We start from the raw sequence: 21,813 nt of genomic DNA, 5'->3' as shown, positions 1-21,813 counted from the left end.
TCCGGCCGATAACCCGTTCGGTGACTTCAGAGTCGCGCGAAATCGCTTGATAGCATTTGGCCGGCAGCTATCATCTGCGCGCCTGGAAATGGTCCATCCTCTTCAATTGCCTGGAAATCCTCGATGCTGTCGTATCACCAAAAGAGTTTTCTGATCGTCGATGATTTCTCGGATTTCCGCAGTTCCGTGCGTTCGATGTTGCGCGAGTTGGGCGTCAAGGATGTGGACACCGCCGACACCGGTGAGCAGGCGCTGAAAATGTGTGCGCAGAAGTCCTACGATTTCATCCTCCAGGACTTCCACCTCGGTGACGGCAAGAAGAACGGTCAGCAGGTGCTGGAAGACCTGATGATGGAGAAGCTGATCAGTCACGAAGCGGTGTTCGTGATGGTCACGGCCGAGACCAGCCAGGCGATGGTGCTCAGTGCTCTGGAGCACGAGCCGGACGCGTACCTGACCAAACCTTTCAATCGCTCCGGCCTGGCTCAGCGGCTGGAGCGTCTGGAGCAGCGCAAGACCCTGCTCAAGCCGATTCTGCAAGCCCTCGACCGTGGCAAACCGGTCGAGGTGCTCAACGCCTGTATCGCCCTGTGCAAGCAGGACATCCGTTATTCGCCGCTGTGCCTGCGCTATCGCGCCGATGCGTTGCGCGACATGAACCAGAACGAAGCGCTCGAGCGCCTTTACGACAGCATCATTGCTGACCGGCCGTTGCCGTGGGCGTTTGCCGGTTTGGGCAAATTGCTGTTCAAGCGCGGGCAGGTCAGCCAGGCTAAAGGCGTTTACGAAAAAGCCCTGAAGGTGTTCCCGATGATGCCGGCGCTGTACGACGGCATGGCCGACGTGCTGGTCGCCGAAGGCGATACCAAAGGCGCGCAGCAAGTGCTGGAGGAGGCGATTCGCCTGTCGCCGCTGGCGGTGCGCCGTCAGGCGTTGCTGGGCAAACTGGCGATGGCCAACGAAGATTTCGACACCGCTTCCCGGGCTTATCGTCAGGCGGTGACTCAGGGCGCGCAATCGCGGTTCAAGGATCCGGAAAGCAATCTGGGCCTGGCCCATGCTTTGATCAGCAAGGGCAGCGAGCGCGGGCTCGACACCCGCACGCGTCTGGAGATCAACACCACACTGAGTGCGGTGGCGAAAGAAAACCCGACCGATCCGGGCCTGCAGATTCGCGCGCGTCTGATGAAGGCCACGAGCCTGCTGCTCAACGATGCCGAGACCGCCGAAAAACTCACCGAACAAGCGCTGATGCGCCTCGACGGCATGGAGCAGTTCATGAGCCCCGAAGCCGCGCTGCTGGTCGCCAAGCAATTGCAGATGCTCGGCCAGGCCGAGGCGGGCACCTCGATGCTCAAGAGTTGCGCGGAAATCTACGGCGATGACCCGACGGTGATGAAAGACATCGCCAAGCTCACCGACGACCCGACTATTCTCAGCTCCAGCAATGCCGCCGCCGACCTCAACCGTCAGGGCGTGCGCGTGTACAAGACCGGCAACCTGGTGGAGGCCCGCGAGGTGTTCCGCAAGGCGCTGAAGATGCAACCGAAGAACATCAGTATCGCGCTGAACATGGCCCAGTCGCTGCTGCACGGCACCGACACCAATGTGCCGTCGGCGGAGCTGGAAGAATGTCGGGCCTGCCTGAAACTGGTGGGCCTGATGCCCGACACCGACGCGCGTTATCCGCGTTATCAGAAGCTGAAAAGCAAGGCGTTTGGCGAATGAACCAAGACGAGCAGGCACTGGATTTTTCCACGGTGATCGCCTCCACCGTGCACGACATGAAGAACTCTCTGGCGATGCTGATGCAGGCCCACAGCCAATGGCTGGCGCGTCTGCCCGAGGCACAGCGCCAAGGGGCGGAGCAGGGCGTGATCGACTTCGAGTTCGCCCACCTCAACGGCATGCTGGTGCAGTTGCTCGGGCTGTACAAGCTCGGGGTCAATCAGATGCCGCTGCAGCCGGCCTATCACGAGCTGGACGATTTCATCGAGGCGCAACTGGCGGCGCATCAGGAAGTGTTCGCCAGCCGTGGAATCATCGCCACTTACGAAGTCGATCCGCTCAGTCCACTGGGTTTTTTCGACCGTGAACTGATCGCCTCGGTGCTGGGCAACTGCATCAACAACGCGATCCGTTATGCCCGTGAATCGCTGCTGATTACCGTCAGCGACGAAGCCGGTCAACTGGTGCTGAGCATCAATGACGACGGCGACGGTTACCCCGCCGAAATGCTCGAGCGCCAGGCCGATTACGTGCAGGGCATCAACCACAGCAGCGGCAGTACCGGCCTCGGTCTGTACTTCGCCGGGCGCATCGCGGCGCTGCATCAGCGTAACGGTGTTGGCGGCCGGACCGAGATCCGTAATGGCGGCCCGTTGGGCGGCGGTGTGTTCAGTATTTACCTGCCCTGAATCACGGATTCATCGACCGGAATTCTTTTTGTTGGCTGCTGCTTGATATTCCGAACAGCCGAAGCCTATTTTGTCCGGGTCGCCGTTCGCGGCTCGCACAATAACAAGGATTGCGTCATGACAACCGATGGCCAGCGTTCACTCGCGCAGCGATTGACGGGCATTGATGAGATTGAATGTGTCACGCCGGATTTGAACGGCGTGCCACGTGGCAAGGTAATGACCGCCGAGGGCTTCCTCGAAGGGCGGCGTTTGCAGTTGGCCCGGGGGGTGCTGCTGCAATGCATCATGGGCGGTTATCCCGCTGCGAAATTCTATGGCAGCGATGACGGTGACCTGGCCCTGGTGGCTGACCCGGCGCAGATTCACCCGTTGCCATGGAGTGAAGAGCCACGGGCCTTTGCAATCTGTGATGCCGACGAGCTGACCGGCGAAAGCTCCAACCTGTCGACCCGGGGTCAGCTCAAGAAGGTCATTGCCCGCTACGCAGCCCTCGGTCTGGCGCCGGTGGTGGCGACCGAACTTGAATTCTTTGTGTTCGCTCCGAACACCGACCCGACCCAGCCGTTTCAGCCGCCAGTCGGCCTCGACGGTCGTCGCGAGGACGGTCACTCGGCGTTCAGCGTCAGTTCCAACAACGGTCTGCGGCCGTTCTTCAGTGAAGTCTATAAGTGCATGGCGGCCCTCGGCCTGCCGCGCGATACCTTCATGCACGAAATGGGCGTCAGCCAGTTCGAGATCAACCTGCTGCACGGCGATCCGCTGCTGCTGGCCGACCAGACCTTCCTGTTCAAGCACCTGCTCAAGGAAGTCGCACTCAAGCATGGCCTGACCGTGGTCTGCATGGCCAAACCGCTGGCGCACACGCCGGGCAGTTCGATGCACATTCACCAGAGCATCGTCGAAATCGGCAGCGGCAAGAATGTGTTCAGCGACGCGGACGGTCAGCCGACTGCGATGTTCCGCCACTTCATCGGCGGTCAGCAGGCGGGCATGGCCGACTTCACCGCGCTGTTTGCGCCGAACGTCAATTCCTACCAGCGCCTGTGCCATCCGTTTGCGTCGCCGAACAATGCCTGCTGGTCCCACGACAACCGCGCTGCCGGCCTGCGTATTCCGGCCAGTTCGCCGGTTGCGCGTCGGGTCGAGAACCGCTTGCCGGGCGCCGATGCCAACCCGTATCTGGCGATTGCCGCAAGCCTGGCTGCCGGCTTGTACGGCATCGAGCATGAGCTTGAGCCAAGCGAAGCGATTCAGGGCGAGTTCGACGTGCCGGACCATCTTTCGCTGCCGTGCACTCTGCACGCGGCGCTCGAACGTCTGAAGCGCAGCCAGCTTGCAAAGGAACTGTTCGGCACGGAGTTCATCGAAGGCTACATCGCTTCGAAGACCATGGAGTTGACCAGTTTCTTTGATGAAATCACTCCCTGGGAACGCCGTGTTCTAGCAGCCCAGGCCTGACGAAATGTCGCCGTCGGGCTATCGTTTGATAGCCCGATACTTACCGCAAGGAGCCGCTCGGAACGCCGATGCGCCAAATCTGGAAATCCTTTCGAGCGCTGTATTTCGCCTCGCTGATGATGTTGATCGGCTCGGGCCTTCTTTCTACTTATCTGGCTTTGCGTCTGGCTGCCGACCATGTCGACGGGTTGTGGGTCGGTGCGTTGATGGCGGCCAACTATTTCGGTCTGGTGCTGGGCGGCAAGATCGGTCACCGCCTGATTGCCCGGGTCGGGCATATCCGCGCCTACTCGGCGTGTGCCGGGATCGTCGGCGCGGCGGTGCTCGGTCATGGTCTGGTGGACTGGCTGCCGGCCTGGCTGGTGCTGCGGACCATCGTTGGTCTGGGCATGATGTGTCAGTACATGGTGATCGAGAGCTGGCTGAACGAGCAGGCCGACGCCAATCAGCGCGGGCTGGTGTTCAGCGGCTACATGATCGCGTCGTATCTGGGGCTGGTGCTCGGTCAGCTGATTCTGGTCATGCACCCGGGCCTTGGCCTGGAACTGCTGATGCTGGTCGCATTGTGCTTTGCGCTGTGCCTGGTGCCGGTGGCGCTGACCCGGCGGATTCACCCGGCGCCGCTGCATCCGGCGCCGATGGAGCCGCGCTTCTTTATCAAGCGCGTGCCGCAGTCGTTGAGTACGGTGCTCGGGGCCGGGCTGATCATCGGTTCGTTCTACGGTCTGGCGCCGCTGTATGCCTCGCAGCAGGGGCTGTCCACCGAGCAGGTCGGTCTGTTCATGGGTAGCTGCATTTTTGCCGGGCTGGTGGTGCAGTGGCCGTTGGGCTGGTTGTCCGACCGCTATGACCGGGCGCTGCTGATTCGCTGCTTTGCGTTGTTCCTCGCGATTGCCGCGTTGCCGCTGGCGATCCTGCCGCAGGTGCCGCTGGAGGTGTTGTTCGTGGTCGGCTTCCTCTGCTCGCTGGTGCAGTTTTGCCTGTACCCGTTGGCGGTGGCGTTCTCCAACGACCACGTCGAAGGCGAGCGTCGGGTGTCGCTGACGGCGATGTTGCTGGTGACTTACGGCGTGGGGGCGAGTATCGGGCCGCTGGCGGCCGGGGTGCTGATGAAGCTGTTCGGGCCGCAAAGCCTGTATGCGTTCTTCACCTTTTTCGCGCTGGTGCTGGTGTGGCGGATCCGGCCGAAAGCCGTGACCAATCTGCACCAGGTCGACGATGCGCCGTTGCATCACGTGGCGATGCCGGACAGCATGTCCAGTTCGCCGCTGGTGGCAGCGCTTGACCCGCGGGTTGACGAGCAGGTGGTGCAGGAGCAGATGCAGAATACGGTCGCTCCGGAACCCGAGCCGGAACCAGAACCTGTTGTGCCAACCGAGCCGACAGTCGAGGGCGAAGGGCCGGACATCACTCCCGCCAAGCCTTGATCCGGGCATAAAAAAACGGGCAGTCACTAAAATGACTGCCCGTTTTTTATGCCTGCCGATCAGAGATCGTCTTTATCGAACCGACGCGCTTCGCGCTGCAGTTGATAAACGAAGCGCTCGACGTTGCGGGCCGCCGGGCCGCTGATGTTGTGAAAGCGCAGGCCGGCGAAGGTGATGTTGAGTTTTTCTTCGAAGTGCAGGTAACGCAGCTCGACCGACACCGGTTGGTTGCCGAACAGCGGTACGGCGATCAGGCGATCATAGACCTGGCCCAATTGCAGGCGGTCGGTGATATCGCCTTCAAAGCGCAGCTTGCAACCCGTGGCCGAGATGTCCAGCAATTTGCCATCCAGCGGTGCCTTGAGCTTTTCGCCGCTGAGCACCACGCTGACCAGGTCGGTCAGTTTCAGTGCGGCGCGAAAGGCATTGCGGCGCTGGTGATAAACCACTTCGGTGGGCAGGTCGCCGGTGTAGAAGCGGTCGCCGTCGGAATCCTTGATGCTCAGCGTCCCTGTGCATTCCCAGGCAATGCGCACGCCATCATGAAAGCCCTCAACCTTGAACGGTTCGCCTGCTTCCAGAAAACGTTCGCCGTCGCGCGGGATCATTTCATCAAGCTTGATCGAACCGTTCTCGCGATCGACTTCAATCAGGTAGCTCTGGAAGCGCTGGCTGCGCTCGTGGAACGTAATGATCAGCGGATCGTGGCTCTCTTGCAGCTGGCGCAGATTGCTGGAGATCTCCAGGGGCGTGGTGAGCACCTTTGGGGGCTGCGGAGCGTCATCGTTGGACACGTTAAATCAATCTCCAGACAAAATTTGACTACGGCTGGCCAGTATTTTGCCAGCATGTTTCGCACGTTGATAGGGCGCAAGCATAGAAGAAAGCATCACGCCTGGCTGAGCGCGCGCGGTTTCTGCAGTTTGGAGAAGGTGCCGCTGGCATCGTAGAGCGCTGGAGGTTCGCCGCCGGTGAGGATTTTCAGCTGATTGGCCGTGGCGGCCTGTTGCATCACGATCGACTGGCCATTCCTGGCGTTGGCTGCCTGGCACTGGGCGATCAGGTCGGTCAGGACATCACTCTGGCTCAGCAACTGGTCGCCGATGCTCGACTGGCTGGCCAGTTGCTCCAGGCCGGCGCGGTCGATCGACAGATTGAGGCTGGCGAGGATTTCGCTGCGTTTGCGGCCATGCTGTTCGAGCAGAATGATCAATGCCTGCTTGTTCGCCAGAATTTCTTCCAGCAGAGGCATGTCGCGACCGTGCAAGGCGAGGGACTCGGTTTGCAGTAACTCCAGCAATTGTTGAGCTGGAGCAAAGTCGTCGGTGATCAGTTGCAATAAATTAGTGTCGTGCATGGCTGGCCTTGGGTTTTAAGCGTCCAAAAGCCTGGCGCTGACCGAGGCCTAGCGCTGGGCTTCGAAATTGAGCAGTTTGCTGGCTACACGGTTGCTGTCGACCTTGTAGCTGCCATCGGCAATCGCTGCTTTCAACTCGGCCACGCGGGCTTTGTCGACGGCAGGCTGATCGCGCAGCTTGTCAGTGACCTTCTGCAACTGTTGAGCCTCATTGCTGAGGTGTACCGATTCCCCGCTTTTTGCGGTACTGGCCTGTTCGGCCGGGGTATTCAGCGGCGCGGAGGTGCCGGTTTCGGCGGTTTCCTTGGCGTTGCTGGTACGCGTACTGCCCGTAAGTGACGAGGAGCTGTTCAAACGGCTGAAATCGATGACCATGTTAAAAACCTCTGGGAATTTGGACGCTTGCCATGTTCTCGGCCATCCCCTGGAAAACTTTAGGCTCATTTAGCAATGAGCTTGCATGCGCCGTAGCAGATCCTGCTGCGGCACAGTTTAGGGAACAGCTCTGGTCAGCGCCAGTTTTCTGCTTGAGTACTCAGGGGCTTTTCAAATATCCGTTCATGCCGCCGCTCACATCGCCGCTTACATGGCCACTTCTACCTGGCCGGGCGCCACAACCTGCGCCTTGATGACCCGTTGGGAGTTGAGGTTCTTCACCCGAATCTGTTCTTTCAGGCCGCCGTTGGCCAGCGCTTCGCCCGGCATCCGCACGGCGAGGGTGCCGCTGCGGGCAGTGATCACCACTTGATCGCCCTTGCGAACCACTTCCGCCTGTTCCAGATGCACCAGGGTAATGACCTGATCGGCGACCGTTGGTCGGGTCAATTTCTGTCCGATGGCTTCATCCACCGACGTCAGGAAACCCTGATTGATCGTGCTGACGTCGCGCTCGCGCAAGGTCACGTCCTGAGGCTCGATGATGCCGGCGCGTTTGAGTGGCCGCGTGGTGGTGACAATCTCGCGAAACAGGCGGACTTGAGCGGGCACGAACACCGTCCAGGGGGAGGCACCTTCGCAGCGGACCTTGACCGTGACACGGCCCAGAGGACGTGCCGGACTCTCCAGTGTCGCTGTCAATTCCTTGTCGCACATAGGCATGCGCATGCGTGGGTCGAGCTGGTTGACCTCGATTTCATAACGGCCTTCCGTTTGACTGGTAGCCAGATAGTCTTCTACGGTGAATTCAAGAAAGCCCTGAGTGACGCCGATAAGCATGTCAGGCAAGGTAACCGCATCAGCACCGGCAGGGCTGCCAGCGAAAAAAAGGCAAACGGCGGACATCGCACAAAGCCCTCTGCGGAGGGGAGGTGTCAGGCGTCGGAAAAATGTCGTTTGAGCGTTCATACGAGTTAAAAAGCAAGCGCCGTGCCGTTTAGCAATGAATGTGCGTCGCAACAACACTTGGCGTTGGTGTAGGAGTCTGGGCATGGCTGGTGTAATGGATTCGGTGAACCAGCGCACGCAACTGGTGGGGCAGAATCGCCTGGAGCTGTTGTTGTTCCGTCTCGACGGCCAGCAGCTCTACGGGATCAACGTGTTCAAGGTTCGGGAAGTGCTGCAATGCCCGCAACTGACGCTGATGCCCAAGTCCAGTCCTGTCGTGTGCGGGGTGGCGAATATCCGGGGGGCGACCATTCCGATCCTTGATCTGGCGATGGCGACCGGCTCCGGTGCTTTGAAAGACAAGAACAGTCCGTTCGTGATCATCACGGAATACAACACCAAGACCCAGGGTTTCCTGGTGCGCTCGGTGGAACGTATCGTGAACATGAACTGGGAAGAGATTCATCCGCCGCCCAAGGGCACCGGACGCGATCATTACCTGACCGCTGTGACTCGGGTCGACAATCAGTTAGTCGAAATCATCGACGTCGAGAAGGTGCTGGCGGAAGTGGCGCCGACCCCGGAAGCGATTTCGGTCGGCGTAGTGGATGTCGAGACCCAGAGCAAGGCGTTGTCGCTGCGGGTGCTGACGGTCGATGACTCGTCGGTGGCGCGCAAGCAGGTGACGCGTTGCCTGCAGACGGTCGGGGTCGAAGTGGTGGCGTTGAACGACGGCAAGCAGGCGCTGGATTACCTGCGCAAGCTGGTCGACGAGGGCAAGAAGCCGGAAGAAGAGTTCCTGATGATGATCTCCGACATCGAAATGCCGGAGATGGACGGGTACACCCTGACGGCCGAGATCCGCAGCGACCCTCGCATGCAAAAGCTTCATATCATCCTGCATACTTCGTTGTCGGGTGTGTTCAATCAGGCGATGGTCAAGAAAGTCGGTGCCGATGACTTCCTGGCCAAGTTCCGTCCTGATGACCTGGCATCCCGGGTAGTCGACCGGATCAAAGCAGCAGATATCAGCTAAGGGCCTTCTGCCCCTGGCGTTCAACACGATTTAAGAGGCGGCATCATTTGTCTACGGGTAATTTGGATTTCGAACAGTTCCGGGTCTTCCTGGAAAAAGCCTGTGGCATTTTGCTCGGTGAAAACAAGCAGTACCTGGTGTCGAGCCGTCTCAACAAACTGATGGAGCAGCAAGGCATCAAGTCCTTGGGTGAGCTGGTTCAGCGCATCCAGACCCAGCCGCGCAGCGGTTTGCGCGAGCAGGTGGTCGATGCCATGACGACCAACGAAACCCTGTGGTTTCGCGACACCTATCCGTTTGAAGTCTTGAAGAACAAGGTGCTGCCCGAGGCGATCAAGGCCGCTCCCAACCAGCGTCTGCGGATCTGGTCGGCGGCCTGCTCGTCGGGTCAGGAACCCTATTCGCTGTCGATGTCGATCGACGAGTTCGAGCGGTCCAACATCGGCCAGTTGAAGATGGGCGTGCAGATCGTTGCCACGGATCTGTCCGGCAGCATGCTGACCAACTGCAAGACCGGCGAGTACGACAGCCTGGCGATCGGTCGCGGTCTGTCCGCCGATCGTCTGCAGCGCTACTTCGACCCGAAAGGGCCGGGGCGCTGGGTGATCAAGGCGCCGATCAAGAACCGGGTGGAATTCCGCTCGTTCAACCTGCTCGACAGCTACGCAAGCCTGGGCAAGTTCGACATCGTGTTCTGCCGCAACGTGCTGATCTACTTCTCCGCCGAGGTGAAGAAGGACATCCTGTTGCGCATCCACAGCACGCTGAAGCCGGGCGGTTATCTGTTCCTTGGCGCTTCCGAGGCGCTGAACGGTCTGCCGGATCATTACCAGATGGTTCAGTGCAGCCCGGGGATCATCTACCAGGCGAAGTGATCAAGACCGGCAACACAAGAAACGGGAGCCCTCAGGGGCTCCCGTTTTTTTATGCCTGAAGGTTTTGCCGGGTGGCAGGCGGCAGAAAAGCGGCATCCGGCGGAAACCGGTTGCCGCTTTTCTGGCATTGCCGCGTTGCCGGTTCCGAGCAAAGCCCCGTAATCCGGGGCTTTCTCAAACTGGCACGCCGCTTGCTATAACCCTGTTACGAAAAATCCGGTCACCTGAAGGTTCCCGACATGAGCATCAGCTTCGATAAAGCGCTCGGCATTCACGAAAAGGCTTTGGGCTTCCGCGCCCAGCGTGCCGAAGTGCTGGCCAACAACATCGCCAACGCCGACACCCCGAACTACAAGGCGCGGGATCTGGAGTTCTCCAAAGTGCTCGAAGCACAGAGCCAGAAGAACGCCAACGGCACCATCGCCCTGAACATGACCAACAGCCGTCACATCGAAGCTGAAGGCCTGGGCAATGGCGACGAGTCGCTGATGTATCGCACGCCGATGCAGCCGTCGATCGACCAGAACACCGTGGATGCCCAGCTGGAACAGTCGAACTACGCGGAAAACGCCGTCGGCTTCCAGGCCAGCTTCACCCTGCTCAACAGCAAATTCAAAGGGCTGGTGTCAGCCCTGCGCGGAGAGTAATCCATGTCCCTGTCCAGCGTTTTCAACATTGCCGGCAGCGGCATGAGCGCCCAGACCACCCGTCTCAACACCGTGGCTTCGAACATCGCCAACGCCGAGACCGTCTCGTCGAGCATCGACCAGACTTACCGTGCCCGTCACCCGGTGTTCGCCACCATGTTTCAGGGCGGCCAGAGCGGCGGCAGCAATTCGCTGTTCCAGAACCAGGACGCAGCCGGCCAGGGCGTGCAGGTCATGGGCGTGGTCGAAGACCAGAGCAACCTCGAAGCGCGCTACGAGCCGAACCATCCGGCGGCCGACGCCAAGGGCTACGTCTACTACCCGAACGTCAACGTGGTGGAAGAAATGGCTGACATGATTTCCGCGAGCCGGTCGTTCCAGACCAACGCCGAAATGATGAACACCGCCAAAACCATGATGCAGAAAGTACTGACCCTCGGTCAGTGATAAGGGGCGACTGCCATGAGTGTTTCCGATACCACCAGCAGCCTGACGATGAAGGACATACTGGCCAACTCTTCGAAGAAGACCAGTAGCACCACCACCGGCGGCATTGCTTCGGCCACCAACAGCGCGACCGGCGGTCAGGCGCTTGGAAAGGACGCGTTCCTGCAATTGCTGGTGACCCAGCTGAAGAACCAGAACCCGCTCGATCCGCAGGACAACAGCGCATTCGTTGCGCAGTTGGCGCAGTTCAGCAGCCTTGAGGGGATCACCACCCTCAACAGTACCGTCAGCTCGCTGGCCGGCAACTACAACTCGTCGCAAGCCCTGCAGGCTTCCTCGCTGGTTGGCCGCAACGTGATCGTGCAGACCAATACCGCACAGCTCGATGATCCGAGCAAGGGGCTGACCGGTACGGCGAATGTCCCGTCTTCCATCGCTGGCGGCACGGTGACCATCACCGACAAGGACGGAAAAACCGTACGCACCATCGATCTGGGCAGTCGCGCCGCCGGCCCTGCCAGCTTTACCTGGGACGGCAAAGACTCGTCCGGCACCCTGGTGCCGGTGGGTACTTACACCTTCAAGGCCAACGCGTCGATCAACGGTACCGCGACGGATCTGGCGACTTACCTGCCGGCCACGGTCACCAGCGTGACGATCAGCCAGACCGGTGGCGAGCTGATGCTCAACCTGTCCGGCAAGGGCACCGTTGCCCTGTCCAAAGTACAAACCATTGGTATATAGAGCCGACTAACCGGCACAAAGGAGTGGAATATGTCTTTCAATATCGGCCTTAGCGGTCTCTATGCAGCCAACAAGCAACTGGACGTGACCGGCAACAACATCGCCAACGTCGCGACCGCCGGTTTCAAATCTTCCCGCGCGGAATTCGAAGACGTTTACTCGTCGACCCGTCTGGGCAGCGGCAGCAAGGTCATCGGTAACGGTGTGCGCCTGGCCAACGTTTCCCAACAGTTCACCCAGGGCGACATCAACAACACCGGCAACGTGCTGGACATGGGGATCAACGGTTCCGGTTTCTTCACCATGAGCAACAACGGCTCGATTTCGTACACCCGTGCCGGTACGTTCAAGGTCGATAACAACGGCTACATCACCAATACCGACTACACCTCGCGTCTGCAGGGTTACGGTGTGGATTCCAACGGCAAGATCATCAACGGCGTGCTGACCGACCTGAAGATCGACACCTCGAACCTGGCGCCGAAGTCCACTTCGTCGGTGACCTCGACGATCAACCTGAACTCGTCGGAAAAGCCGATCAACCAGACGACCTACCCGTTCGATCCGGCCAAGCTCGAGTCCTACACCAAGTCGTTCAGCACGCCGATCTATGACACCCAGGGCAACTCCCACGTCATGGATCAGTACATGGTGAAAACCTCCGACAACACCTGGAAGGTTTACACCCTGGTAGACGGGCGCAACCCGGACGCAACCGGCAGCAACCCGGTCACTACTCCTCCTGTCGCGTCGACCCTGACGTTCGACAGCGCCGGCAAGTTGCTTCAGGTCAGTACGCCAAACCCGGCCGACCCGACCAACCCGATCATCAGCAGCGACTTGAAGCTGACTGGCTGGGTACCGGGCACCGTGACCAACGGCACCTTCACGCCTAACGGCGCAGCAGCAAACCCGGCAGGTGTGACCATTTCCCTGGCCAAGACCACTCAATACAACGCTGACACCGCGCGTTCGATCCCGACTCAGGATGGTTACGCCACTGGCCAGATCACCAACCTGACCATCGACGGCACCGGCACGCTGTTCGCCAACTTCAGCAACAACCAGAGCAAGGCCATCGGCCAGGTTGCACTGGCCAGCTTCACCAACGAGCAAGGCCTTCAGCCGGTCGGTGGCACCAGCTGGAAAGAGACATTCGCTTCGGGTGTTCCGGGTTACGACGCGCCGAAAACCGGTACCCTGGGTGAAGTGGTGTCCAACTCGCTGGAAGAGTCGAACGTCAACCTGACCAACGAGCTGGTGGACCTGATCAAGGGCCAGAGCAACTATCAAGCGAACGCCAAGACGATCTCGACCCAGAGCACCATCATGCAGACCATCATTCAGATGACCTGATTCCGGTATCTGGTAGTACAAGGAGCCCCTCTTTGAGGGGCTTTTTTGTGTCCGGGTTTTGGGTGGGTATCTGTACCACTCGAACAGGCGACTCGGTCGTTCCTTTTTCTCCCTGGCAGGAGCGGGCTGGAGCTTTTTCTTGCGGCCAAAAGAAAACCCCCGACAAACCAGAAGTCTGTCGGGGGCTTCTCGGATCAGGCGTTTCGCAACGCCCGATTCAGCTCAGCTTATTGGCAAGCTTCGCAATCCGGCTCGTCGATGGCGCAAGCCTTCGGCACAGGAGCCGGGCCGGCAGGGGCTGCCAGGACCGAATCGTCACCGTGGTTGCCGCCGCTGGAAACAGCGTTCAGCTTGCCGGTGTTGATGGTCGACTTCTCGGTGCTGGTCGCGGCCAGGGCACGGAGGTAGTAGGTGGTTTTCAGACCACGGTACCAGGCCATGCGGTAGGTCACGTCCAGCTTCTTGCCCGATGCGCCGGCGATGTACAGGTTCAGCGACTGGGCCTGGTCGATCCACTTCTGACGACGGCTGGCGGCGTCAACGATCCACTTGGTGTCCACTTCGAACGCGGTCGCGTAGAGCTCTTTGAGTTCTTGCGGGATGCGCTCGATCTGCTGAACCGAACCGTCGTAGTACTTCAGGTCGTTGATCATGACCGAGTCCCACAGACCGCGAGCCTTCAGGTCGCGAACCAGGTACGGGTTGATCACGGTGAATTCGCCCGACAGGTTCGATTTCACATACAGGTTCTGGTAGGTCGGTTCGATCGACTGCGATACGCCGGTGATGTTGGCGATGGTGGCGGTCGGTGCGATGGCCATGATGTTCGAGTTACGGATGCCTTTCTGTACACGGGCGCGAACCGGTGCCCAGTCCAGGGACTCGGTCAGGTCTACGTCGATGTACTTCTGGCCACGTGCTTCGATCAGGATCTGTTGCGAATCCAGCGGCAGTACGCCTTTGGACCACAGCGAACCCTGGAACGTCTCGTACGAGCCGCGCTCGTCGGCCAGGTCGCAGGACGCCTGGATCGCGTAGTAGCTGACCGCTTCCATCGACTTGTCGGCGAACTCGACGGCAGCGTCGGAACCGTAAGGGATGTGCTGCAGGTACAGCGCGTCCTGGAAGCCCATGATGCCCAGGCCGACCGGACGGTGGCGGAAGTTGGAGTTCTTCGCCTGCGGTACCGAGTAGTAGTTGATGTCGATCACGTTGTCGAGCATGCGCACGGCGACGTCGATGGTGCGCTTGAGCTTGGCGGTGTCCAGCTTGCCGTCGACGATGTGGTTCGGCAGGTTGATCGAGCCCAGGTTGCAGACCGCGATCTCGTCCTTGTTGGTGTTCAAGGTGATCTCGGTGCACAGGTTCGAGCTGTGAACGACGCCGACGTGCTGCTGCGGGCTACGCAGGTTGCACGGGTCTTTGAAAGTCAGCCATGGGTGGCCGGTTTCGAACAGCATCGACAGCATCTTGCGCCACAGGTCTTTGGCCTGGATGGTCTTGAACAGTTTGACCTTGCCCGGGTACTCGGTCAGGGCTTCGTAGTACTCGTAGCGCTCTTCGAAGGCCTTGCCGGTCAGGTCGTGCAGGTCCGGTACTTCGGACGGCGAGAACAGGGTCCACTTGCCGTCATCGAAGACGCGCTTCATGAACAGGTCAGGGATCCAGTTGGCAGTGTTCATGTCGTGGGTACGACGACGGTCATCACCGGTGTTCTTGCGGAGTTCGATGAACTCCTCGATGTCCATGTGCCAGGTTTCCAGGTAGGCACAGACAGCGCCTTTGCGCTTGCCACCCTGGTTAACGGCAACGGCGGTGTCGTTCACCACTTTCAGGAACGGAACCACGCCTTGCGACTTGCCGTTGGTGCCCTTGATGTACGAACCCAGTGCACGAACCGGAGTCCAGTCGTTGCCCAGGCCGCCAGCGAATTTCGACAGCATGGCGTTGTCGTGGATCGCGTGGTAGATGCCCGACAGGTCATCCGGCACGGTGGTCAGGTAGCAGCTCGACAGCTGTGGACGCAGGGTACCGGCGTTGAACAGGGTCGGGGTCGAAGCCATGTAGTCGAACGAGGACAGCAGGTTGTAGAACTCGATCGCACGGTCTTCTTTCTGCTTCTCTTCGATCGCCAGGCCCATGGCCACGCGCATGAAGAAGATCTGCGGCAGTTCGAAACGCACGCCATCCTTGTGGATGAAGTAACGGTCGTACAGGGTCTGCAGGCCCAGGTAGGTGAATTGCTGGTCGCGCTCGTGGTTGATCGCCTTGCCCAGTTTTTCCAGGTCGAAGGAGGCCAGCACAGGGTTCAGCAGTTCGAACTCGATACCTTTGGCGACGTAGGCCGGCAGTGCCTTGGCGTACAGGTCGGCCATTTCGTGGTGAGTGGCGCTCTCGGCCACGCCCAGGAAGCCCAGGCCTTCGGCACGCAGGGTGTCCATCAGCAGGCGGGCGGTCACGAACGAGTAGTTTGGCTCGCGCTCGACCAGGGTACGCGCGGTCATTACCAGGGCGGTGTTGACGTCGTTCAGGGCCACGCCGTCGTACAGGTTTTTCAGGGTTTCGCGCTGGATCAGATCGCCGTCGACTTCAGCCAGGCCTTCGCAGGCTTCGGTGACGATGGTGTTCAGGCGGCCCATGTCCAGCGGCGCGAGGCTGCCGTCGGCGCGGGTGATGCGGATCGACGGGTGAGCGTTGACCGCGGCTTCGGCCGGAGCGTGTGCAGCGCGTTCTTTCGAACGACCGTCACGGTAGATCACGTAGTCGCGAGCCACTTTCTGCTCGCCGGCACGCATCAGGGCCAGTTCGACCTGGTCCTGGATTTCTTCGATGTGGATGGTGCCACCCGATGGCATGCGACGCTTGAAGGTCGCGGTGACCTGTTCGGTCAGGCGGGCAACGGTGTCGTGGATTCGCGACGAAGCGGCAGCGGTGCCGCCTTCAACTGCGAGAAACGCTTTGGTGATAGCGACGGTGATCTTGTCATCGGTGTAAGGAACGACAGTGCCATTACGCTTGATCACACGCAGTTGGCCAGGCGCGGTGGCAGCCAGATCCGAATTCGAATCGGCGGCCTGCGGCAAGGTGCCCTGCGGGTTCTCGCGAGTTGTGTCGGTTTGCATGGGTGTCTCCACGTTCTCTATGTTTGTTTGGGCACCATCACGGTGCCCACCGTTCCGTCCTGAAGCACTACAACCGGCAGTTGCCGGGTAACGACTTCGGGACAGTTCAGGAAGGGGGCCTTGTGGGCGCCGCTTCCATGCCGAAGTCTTCGGTTCGCGCGATACGCGTGAAACCGCATTCCATTCGGGGAGCAGTTTCGGACTGCAACACCCGTACCGTTTACGCCGTGATCGGCTGAAAAACGGTAGCCATCCGCAGGCGCGGTTTGGGCTTCTGAAAATACGTTTGGTTCAACCCGACAATGGCAATAAAAAGCCTTGAATTCACTGTCCGGTTTGTGTTTGGTTTTTTGGCCTCAACCCCTACATGTAGGGTTTTTTCAAGCGCGGGCTACAAGATAATGCGTTTTGGGGGAGGATTGCAACGGACAGCCTGTGGATAACCCTGTGCGTAAATTGTGTGCGAAATGTCGAATTCACGTGTAGGCCGCGAACCTGCTGAGCTAGACCGTTTGTCACTGTTTTCCACCGCAAAAAAATGCCGCGGCGGAATTTTGAGGGCGCGAACCCTATCACAAAAATCCGCCTTGTCCGAACGCATTTACCGACTTGTGTTCTGGCTGTACGCCGTTTATACAATCGGCCCATGCGCACGCATTCTTATCCTCCTTAAAGATGACAAAAAGACGGGAGGATCCTTCCTTTATAAGCAGCATCGGCAAGCAGAGGTCACCCGTGGAGCAAGAAGCCTGGCAGGTATTGATAGTCGAGGACGACCAGCGTCTGGCCGAACTGACCCGTGAATACCTGCAAGCCAACGGATTGCGCGTGGAGATCGAAGGCAATGGTGCATTGGCGGCGGCGCGGATCATCAAGGAACAGCCGGACCTGGTAATCCTCGACCTGATGCTCCCCGGCGAAGACGGCCTGAGCATCTGCCGCAAGGTGCGTGATCGCTACGACGGGCCGATCCTGATGCTCACCGCGCGCACCGACGATGCCGACCAGATCCTCGGCCTCGACCTCGGTGCCGACGACTATGTCTGCAAACCGGTGCGCCCGCGGCTGTTGCTGGCGCGCATCCAGGCGTTGCTGCGACGCAGTGACACACCGGAGCCGCCGGCGGGCAATCCGCGTCGGCTGCAATTCGGCCCGCTGGTGGTGGACAACGCCTTGCGCGAAGCCTGGCTCAGCGACAGCGGCATCGAGCTGACCAGCGCCGAATTCGATCTGCTCTGGCTGCTGGTGTCCAACGCCGGACGGATCCTGTCACGGGAAGAAATCTTCACCGCATTGCGCGGCATCGGCTACGACGGCCAGGACCGCTCGATCGATGTGCGCATCTCGCGCATCCGCCCGAAGATCGGCGATGACCCCGATCACCCGCGCCTGATCAAGACCGTGCGCAGCAAAGGTTATCTGTTCGTGCCGGAAGCCTGCGTAGAACTGCCGCTGTGAATTCGATCTTCCTGCGCATCTATGGCGGCATGTGCGCGGCACTGATTCTGGTGGCGGTGCTCGGTGTGCTGGCGCTGCACCTGCTCAACCAGGTACGCAGCGAGCAATACCGCGAGCGTCTGGCCCACGGCACGTTTTCGCTGATGGCCGACAACCTGCAACCGATGAACGAAACCGAGCGCCATCGCGCCTTGCTGGTGTGGGAGCGGCTGCTCGGGATTCCGCTGGCGCTGAAGACCTTCACCCAGACCGACCTCGACCTGACCCAGCGCACCCGGGTGCAGCGCGGCCAGGCGCTGGTCGAGCAGACCGGCCCGCACGCGGCCAAGGTCTATCGACTGGTCAGCGACAAGGATCAACTGGTGCTGGTGGGCGAGGTGCAGCAGATCAGCGAGCAACTGGCCCGGGCGACCATCTACCTGTTGGCCGATGAACTGGTGCGGGTGCCGGTGGGCGAGCAGCCCAAACGGCTGGCGCAGTTGAAGGAAGACAAAGGCTTCGGCTTCGATTTACGGCTGGTCACCGTCAGCGATGCCGACATGGACGAAGACCAGAGCCGTCGGGTGTCCGAGGGCGATACGGTGATGGCGCTGGGCAAGGGCGGCGATTCGATCCGGGTGTTTGCCGGGATGGTCGGCACGCCGTGGGTGCTGGAAATCGGGCCGCTGTATCAGATGAACCCGTACCCGCCGGAATGGCTGGTTTTGATCGCCGCCCTCGGCCTGACCCTGATCGGCCTGATCGTCTATCTATTGGTGCGCCAGCTCGAACGGCGTTTGCGCGGGCTCGAAGCTGCCGCCACGCGCATCGCCAAAGGTAGTCTGGAAACCCGGGTGCCGGCCCGTGGTGCCGACTCGGTGGGCAAGCTGGCGGCGGCGTTCAACGGCATGGCCGAGCACTTGCAGCAGTTGCTCGCGATCCAGCGTGAACTGGTGCGCGCGGTGTCCCACGAACTGCGCACACCGGTTGCACGCCTGCGTTTCGGTCTGGAGATGATCGGCTCGGCCACCACCCCGCAGGCGTTGGAAAAATACCGCGAGGGCATGGACCACGACATCGAGGACCTCGACAAGCTGGTCGACGAAATGCTCACGTACGCCCGGCTGGAGCAGGGCTCGCCGGCGCTGACCTTCCAGCGCATCGATCTTGATGCGCTGGTCAATCAGGTGATCGAAGAGTTGGCGCCTCTGCGTGCCGAGGTCACGGTACAGCGCGGCTTGTGCCTGTCGGCGGCGGATTGCGATGACGCCTGGGTCGAGGCCGAGCCGCGTTATCTGCACCGCGCCCTGCAGAATCTGGTGAGCAACGCCATGCGCCATGCGCGTTCGAAGGTCACGGTCAGTTATCAGGTCGGGCAGATGCGTTGCCGGGTGGATGTCGAGGACGACGGTCCCGGTGTGCCGGAAACCGCCTGGGAGAAAATCTTCACGCCGTTCCTGCGCCTGGATGACAGCCGCACCCGGGCGTCCGGTGGACACGGGCTGGGCCTGTCGATCGTGCGGCGGATCATCCACTGGCACGACGGCCGGGCGCTGATCGGCAAGAGCAAGAGTCTGGGTGGGGCGTGTTTCAGCCTGAGCTGGCCGAGGAATCAGGAGCGGCGCTGAAGCCGCTTACGCCTGGATGCTGACCAGGCTCAGCAACTGCCCGTCCTGCATGCCGAATTGCGCATCGAGCTCCGTGCCGTTGCGCCATTCACTCGACAGATCCGTCAGCAGCCGCAACCGCACCTGACCCTGTTCATTCCACTCCAGCACCTCGGCATGTTCGAAGTAGAAGCGCTGCTGCACGATCGGGTACAGCGCCTTGAACAGGCTTTCTTTCACCGAAAAGGTCAGGGTCACCCAGAGCGCGATCTGATCCCGGGAGCCGGCGGCCATGCGCAGCATTTCCGGCGGGGTCAGGATCTCTCCGGCCAGCCGCTCGGCGCGCTCGGCATTGAGCAGGTTTTCAAGATCCATGCCCAGCCCGCGCCAGTGCTGTTTGTTGGCGACAATCGCCGCCGCGCGGCCGGTGCTGTGGGTGATCGAGCCGCAGATGTGCGCCGGCCAAATGGGCGCGCGATCCTCGCCGATCGCCGGAACACTGCTTGTGCCTTCCAGCTGCTGCAACGCCGCCCGGGCGCAAATCCGCCCGGCAAGGAATTCCGCCTGCCGCTTGGCCACCGAACGCTGAATGGTCGGCGGCGGCTCGATGGCGCTGCGGCGGAAATCATCGCCGAGCAATTGCGACGGATCGAAATGGGTGCTCAGCAGCACGGTGTCGGGCAACACCGTCGGCAGCGGCCAATGGGCATCGAGCGGGGTGCAGCAGGCGGGGAGGAAAGGGCTGGCAGTCATGTCGGGCATTTTGCCGGGTTGTCTTCGGGCTGGATAGTGCAGAGGAAGTGATCGTTCCCACGCTCCGCGTGGGAATGCCGCCCGGGACGCTCCGCGTCCCTTCGCTGTGTGACGCGGAGCGTCACTGTATGCATTCCCACGCGGAGCGTGGGAACGATCAGCGTTTGGGGGCGGCCGGGTTCAGCCGAAGATTTTCTTGAAGAACGCCTGCATGTCCGCCCAGGATTTTTCATCGGCGGCCTTGTTGTAGCCGATATCCGGGCCACCGTGATCGCCGTGGCTCAAGCGATCCGCGTCAGGATTGCTGAACCCGTGCTTGGCACCGTCGAGGCTGACGAATTGATAGTCGGCGCCGGCCTTGTCCATTTCCGACTTGAACGCCGCGACGTTGTCCGGCGTGACCATGCTGTCCAGCGCGCCGTGCTCGACGAGGACTTTCGCCTTCACGCTGCCCGGCGTAGCCGGCGTCTTGGTGGCCAACGCACCGTGGAAACTCACCACGCCGGCCAGCGGCACACCCTGACGTGCCGCATTCAGCACCACGCCACCGCCGAAGCAGTAACCGATGGCGGCGATTTTATCCTTGTCGGTCTGTGGCTGTTTCTTCAACAGATCCAGCCCGGCCTGAAAGCGCTTGCTGGCCGCATCGGCGTTTTGCGTGGCGGCTTGCATGAACGCCATCGCGTCTTTCGGGTGCTCGGTGTTCTTGCCTTCACCGTACATGTCGATCGCCAGCGCGCTGTAACCGAGCCCGGCGAGATCCCGGGCGCGGCGCTTGGCGTAGTCGTTCAGGCCCCACCATTCATGCACCACCACGACGCCGGGGCGCGGGCCCTTGATCGCATCGTCGTAGGCGTAGTAACCGATCAGCTTGGTGCCGTCGGCGCTCTGGTAGGGAATTTCCTCGGTCTTGATCGCAGCCTGGCTGAGGCCGCTGAAGACAAGGAGGGCGAGGGTTAGAAGCAGGCGCATGATCGGGTCTCCTGACAATAAAGGGTCAAAACAGCCTAGTTCATTTCATTCAGGCGAGGTTCAGAGAGCGTTCAGGGGCGGTACAGGGGAGGGTCAGTAACCTTGCGCCATACCCGAAGAGCACAACTGAGGAACACTCAATGACTCGTTTGAACAAACTGCTGCTGGCTTTCACCGTCATGAGCGCAAGCATCGCCGCCCATGCCGACACCACCACCAACTTCGCCGGCCTGACCTTTGGCCAGACCAGCGACAAGATCAAGAAATCCAACGCCCTGAACGACAACCTCGGCCATCCGGACGCCACGGCGGCCATCGATGGCAACAACACTTACGGCCTGCGCCTGGGCCAGCAAAACAGCCAGGGTCGCTACTACGCCACCTACGACAACGTGTCCGGCTCGCACAATGGCATTAAACTGCGCCAGGAAAACCTGCTGGGCAGCTACGATCTGTTCTACCCGGTGGGTAGCAGCACCAAGCTGTTCGGTGGCGCCACGGCCGGTCTGACCAAGTTGACCCAGGATTCGCCGAGCTACAGTCGCGACAGCGACATCGGTTACGCCGTCGGCGGCCAGTTCGGTGTGCTGCAGCAAGTCTCGCAGAACACCTCGGTCGAACTCGGTTACCGTTACCTGCGCAGCAACGCCAGCACCGAGATGAAAGAGAGCGGCGGCAGCAAGCAAGGCTCGCTGGATTTGACTAGCAGCGCCCAGACTTACCTGTCGGCCAACTACGCTTTCTAAGCGATTGGCGTCAGGCCCGCGCCGGGTCGTCCTTCGAGGGGCGACCCGGCGCAGCCACGTGAGGCGAAAGCCTTTGGAGTTGTCGA

20 protein-coding genes are annotated in these 21,813 nt (G+C 60.6%); 13 read left to right on the top strand and 7 right to left on the bottom strand.

Annotated elements, in window-relative coordinates; all coding sequences use genetic code 11:
• Positions 1–123: 123 nt before the first annotated feature.
• The 4 genes from AC1RT4_RS14020 to AC1RT4_RS14005 all read left to right on the top strand — a co-directional run bounded on the left by AC1RT4_RS14020 (position 124) and on the right by AC1RT4_RS14005 (position 5,305).
• Positions 124–1,728: a response regulator gene (locus AC1RT4_RS14020; RefSeq protein WP_493085774.1), complete on the top strand. Its 1,605-nt coding sequence runs from the start codon at positions 124–126 to the stop codon at positions 1,726–1,728.
• Positions 1,725–2,417, top strand: a complete 693-nt coding sequence (locus AC1RT4_RS14015; protein WP_085668006.1) for a sensor histidine kinase — start codon at positions 1,725–1,727, stop codon at positions 2,415–2,417. The genes AC1RT4_RS14020 and AC1RT4_RS14015 overlap by 4 nt, the downstream gene beginning before the upstream one ends.
• Positions 2,418–2,636: 219 nt before the next feature.
• The gene (locus AC1RT4_RS14010; RefSeq protein WP_162831797.1) at positions 2,637–3,878 is read left to right on the top strand and encodes a glutamine synthetase family protein; all 1,242 of its coding nucleotides are present in this window, start codon (positions 2,637–2,639) and stop codon (positions 3,876–3,878) included.
• A 68-nt stretch (positions 3,879–3,946) separates the two neighbouring features.
• On the top strand, positions 3,947–5,305 hold the full coding sequence (locus tag AC1RT4_RS14005; RefSeq protein ID WP_493085772.1) for an MFS transporter: 1,359 nt from the start codon (positions 3,947–3,949) through the stop codon (positions 5,303–5,305).
• Positions 5,306–5,364: 59 nt separating this feature from the next.
• On the opposite strand, the gene AC1RT4_RS14000 is transcribed toward AC1RT4_RS14005, so the two are convergent.
• The 4 genes from AC1RT4_RS14000 to flgA form a co-directional block, all read right to left on the bottom strand.
• A complete protein-coding gene (locus tag AC1RT4_RS14000) occupies positions 5,365–6,099 on the bottom strand; it encodes a flagellar brake protein (protein WP_493085770.1) in 735 nt (244 codons plus the stop codon).
• 95 nt (positions 6,100–6,194) lie between these two features.
• The gene (locus tag AC1RT4_RS13995) at positions 6,195–6,662 is read right to left on the bottom strand and encodes a flagella synthesis protein FlgN (RefSeq protein WP_221615379.1); all 468 of its coding nucleotides are present in this window, start codon (positions 6,660–6,662) and stop codon (positions 6,195–6,197) included.
• 48 nt (positions 6,663–6,710) lie between these two features.
• Positions 6,711–7,037, bottom strand: a complete 327-nt coding sequence (gene flgM, locus AC1RT4_RS13990) for a flagellar biosynthesis anti-sigma factor FlgM (protein ID WP_007960324.1) — start codon at positions 7,035–7,037, stop codon at positions 6,711–6,713.
• 207 nt (positions 7,038–7,244) lie between these two features.
• On the bottom strand, positions 7,245–8,006 hold the full coding sequence (gene flgA / locus AC1RT4_RS13985; protein WP_493086356.1) for a flagellar basal body P-ring formation chaperone FlgA: 762 nt from the start codon (positions 8,004–8,006) through the stop codon (positions 7,245–7,247).
• Between the two features lie 82 nt (positions 8,007–8,088).
• On the opposite strand from flgA, the gene AC1RT4_RS13980 reads away from it, so the two are divergent.
• The 6 genes from AC1RT4_RS13980 to flgE all read left to right on the top strand — a co-directional run bounded on the left by AC1RT4_RS13980 (position 8,089) and on the right by flgE (position 13,090).
• On the top strand, positions 8,089–9,021 hold the full coding sequence (locus tag AC1RT4_RS13980) for a chemotaxis protein CheV (protein WP_007960326.1): 933 nt from the start codon (positions 8,089–8,091) through the stop codon (positions 9,019–9,021).
• Between the two features lie 47 nt (positions 9,022–9,068).
• A complete protein-coding gene (cheR, locus tag AC1RT4_RS13975) occupies positions 9,069–9,896 on the top strand; it encodes a protein-glutamate O-methyltransferase CheR (protein WP_493085767.1) in 828 nt (275 codons plus the stop codon).
• A 239-nt stretch (positions 9,897–10,135) separates the two neighbouring features.
• Positions 10,136–10,543 carry a flagellar basal body rod protein FlgB gene (flgB, locus tag AC1RT4_RS13970; RefSeq protein ID WP_007960328.1) on the top strand — a complete coding sequence of 136 codons (408 nt, stop codon included), beginning with the start codon at positions 10,136–10,138 and terminating at the stop codon, positions 10,541–10,543.
• A gap of 3 nt (positions 10,544–10,546) precedes the next feature.
• Positions 10,547–10,990: a flagellar basal body rod protein FlgC gene (gene flgC, locus AC1RT4_RS13965; RefSeq protein ID WP_007960329.1), complete on the top strand. Its 444-nt coding sequence runs from the start codon at positions 10,547–10,549 to the stop codon at positions 10,988–10,990.
• A gap of 15 nt (positions 10,991–11,005) precedes the next feature.
• Entirely contained in the window at positions 11,006–11,734 is a 729-nt protein-coding gene (flgD, locus tag AC1RT4_RS13960; protein WP_493085765.1) for a flagellar hook assembly protein FlgD, read from the top strand.
• 30 nt (positions 11,735–11,764) lie between these two features.
• Complete coding sequence (gene flgE / locus AC1RT4_RS13955) at positions 11,765–13,090, top strand: flagellar hook protein FlgE (protein ID WP_493085763.1); 1,326 nt, start codon at positions 11,765–11,767, stop codon at positions 13,088–13,090.
• 227 nt (positions 13,091–13,317) lie between these two features.
• On the opposite strand, the gene AC1RT4_RS13950 is transcribed toward flgE, so the two are convergent.
• On the bottom strand, positions 13,318–16,212 hold the full coding sequence (locus AC1RT4_RS13950) for a ribonucleoside-diphosphate reductase subunit alpha (protein ID WP_096818053.1): 2,895 nt from the start codon (positions 16,210–16,212) through the stop codon (positions 13,318–13,320).
• 735 nt (positions 16,213–16,947) lie between these two features.
• Here AC1RT4_RS13950 and AC1RT4_RS13945 point away from each other — a divergent pair.
• The gene (locus tag AC1RT4_RS13945; protein ID WP_273901749.1) at positions 16,948–17,670 is read left to right on the top strand and encodes a response regulator; all 723 of its coding nucleotides are present in this window, start codon (positions 16,948–16,950) and stop codon (positions 17,668–17,670) included.
• Entirely contained in the window at positions 17,667–19,277 is a 1,611-nt protein-coding gene (locus AC1RT4_RS13940; RefSeq protein WP_011335503.1) for an ATP-binding protein, read from the top strand. Before AC1RT4_RS13945 ends, AC1RT4_RS13940 begins: the two co-directional genes overlap by 4 nt.
• 6 nt (positions 19,278–19,283) lie before the next feature.
• Here the strand turns inward: AC1RT4_RS13940 and AC1RT4_RS13935 are convergent, their stop codons facing one another.
• Positions 19,284–20,009, bottom strand: coding sequence for a 4'-phosphopantetheinyl transferase family protein (locus tag AC1RT4_RS13935; protein ID WP_493085760.1), 726 nt, complete (start codon positions 20,007–20,009; stop codon positions 19,284–19,286).
• Positions 20,010–20,189: 180 nt separating this feature from the next.
• A complete protein-coding gene (locus AC1RT4_RS13930; RefSeq protein ID WP_102688145.1) occupies positions 20,190–20,981 on the bottom strand; it encodes a dienelactone hydrolase family protein in 792 nt (263 codons plus the stop codon).
• A 140-nt stretch (positions 20,982–21,121) separates the two neighbouring features.
• Here AC1RT4_RS13930 and AC1RT4_RS13925 point away from each other — a divergent pair, with 140 nt between their 5' ends.
• Entirely contained in the window at positions 21,122–21,727 is a 606-nt protein-coding gene (locus AC1RT4_RS13925; protein ID WP_007957751.1) for a hypothetical protein, read from the top strand.
• Positions 21,728–21,813 lie beyond the last annotated feature (86 nt).

Source organism: Pseudomonas sp. GW821-FHT11D10 (genome assembly GCF_058808435.1).
Note: the sequence above shows the minus strand (reverse complement) of the source record. Positions and strands in the feature narration are given on the sequence as shown.